The sequence below is a fragment of the Methanobrevibacter sp. genome, from assembly GCF_045577275.1.
GTDB lineage: Archaea > Methanobacteriota > Methanobacteria > Methanobacteriales > Methanobacteriaceae > Methanobrevibacter.
On sequence record NZ_JAZNIB010000295.1, the window covers coordinates 1 to 1,899 of the forward strand.

Below are 1,899 nucleotides of genomic sequence, written 5' to 3' on the forward strand. Positions count from 1 at the left end.
TAAAATTTCATTTAATATTCCATTAAAATTTTTTTAGCATTTTTCAATTATTAGATAAATTTAATTATAATTTTTATCAAATATATTTATAAGAAGATTAAACTTGCAAGTTTAATAAAAACATAAAATTGAATAATAATACAAGCTTCAAATTTCAAGGTGGTTATATGCAAAGAAGAACATTATCACGTTTTGATGAGATTATAAAAATCTTTAGAAAATACGATTTTGATAAGGTTTTAGGCCAAACTACTCGTAATAAGATAAGTCCATTTAGAAATGAAGCGGATAATAAGGAATTATTGAAAGAAGATTTTCCTATAAGATTAAGATTAATGCTTCAAGAGCTTGGAACAACCTTTATTAAATTAGGTCAATTGTTAGCTTCAAGGCCTGATTTAGTTGGAGAAAAGATTAGTGAAGAGCTTTCAATGCTACATGATGATAATCCTCCTGTTAATTATGAAGAGATTAAGGACATGATTGAAGATCAACTAGGAGGAAGTTTAAATGAGTTCTTTGTTGAATTTTCTGAAAAATCTCTAGCTACAGCTTCCATCGCTCAAGTTCATGAGGCTAGATTGCATAGCGGTGAAAAAGTAGCCGTTAAAGTGCAAAAGCCTAACATTGAAGATATTGTTGAAACTGATTTAAGCATAATGAAATTCATTGCAAATGAATCAGATAGGTTTAATACTGGATTCAAGCATCTTAATCTTCCTGCAGTTATTCATGAATTTGATAGGTCAATTCATAAGGAAATGGATTTTGACAACGAATTGATGAACATCAGGCATTTGAATGATAATTTCAAATATAATGACAAGATTATTGTTCCTGTCATATATCCTGATTATTCCACTGAAAAAGTCTTGACTATGGAATATGTTGAGGGCGTTAAATTATCTGATGTCATTGCTGGAGATGATCCTAAATATAATAAGATACTTATTGCAGATAGGATAGTTCGCGCTTATCTAAAACAGATTTTCCTTGATGGATTTTTCCATGCAGACCCTCATCCAGGTAACATTTTCATTTCAGAGGATAATGCAGTTTGCTTCATTGATTTTGGAATGATGGGTGTTCTTGATGATGAGTTTAGACAAGATTTAGCTGAATTGATGATTAACTTCTCAGACCATAATATTGATGGTTTGATCAATCAGTTGATTCGCATGGATATCCTAAATGAGAAAACAGACATCAGTCTATTGAAAAGCGATTTAAATGACTTGTTTTCAAAGTATTATGGTATGGAACTTAGTCGTTTCAATGGTATAATAGAGGACTTGCTCTTTTTAATGCAGAAATATGAGGTAAGGCTTCCAAATGAGTTTGTTCTAATGGCAAGAGGATTGTCAATGGTTGAAAACATTGGGCTACGTTTGGACCCGAATATTAATGTTGTGGAATACCTTAAGCCTATTGCAAAAAAACTTATAGTTCAAAGGTATAACCCAAAGAAAATGGTGGATAATGCTAAAAACAGTTTCTTTGCCTTTGAACATGTCTTAAAAGGATTGCCAAGTCTCGCTTCAAAGATTTTCTATAAGATAGAGGAAGGGGAAGTCACTGTAAATATTGAAGTTAAGCATATAAGTGAAATAGCAAACCAGCTTTCACTTGCAATTATCATTGCAGCTCTTTTGATTGGATCTTCACTTGTAATGCTGATTGATGTAGGTCCAACATTTTATGACATGCCTGTACTTGGTTTTGTAGGTTTTACAATAAGTTTAGCTCTTGGTGTATTCACTGTTTTAAGATACTTCATTGACTTTTAAATTTTAATACTTAAATTAAATTTTTAATTTTTTTATTTTTCTTTTTCTTTTTTAGATTATCTTTTTTTAATTATTTTTTTTTAGATTATTTTTTTTTAATTATCTTTTTTTT

At 29.9% G+C, this 1,899-nt stretch carries 1 protein-coding gene; it reads left to right on the forward strand.

Annotation, left to right across the window (positions count from 1 at the left end; all coding sequences use genetic code 11):
* Positions 1-167: 167 nt before the first annotated feature.
* Positions 168-1,787, forward strand: coding sequence for an ABC1 kinase family protein (locus ACKI67_RS08515; RefSeq protein ID WP_407463106.1), 1,620 nt, complete (start codon positions 168-170; stop codon positions 1,785-1,787).
* Positions 1,788-1,899: the final 112 nt, after the last annotated feature.

Bases quoted from the DNA above. Each gene is read 5' to 3' on its own strand.
- ACKI67_RS08515 (WP_407463106.1), top strand. From the start codon at position 168: ATGCAAAGAAGAACATTATCACGTTTTGATGAGATTATAAAAATCTTT.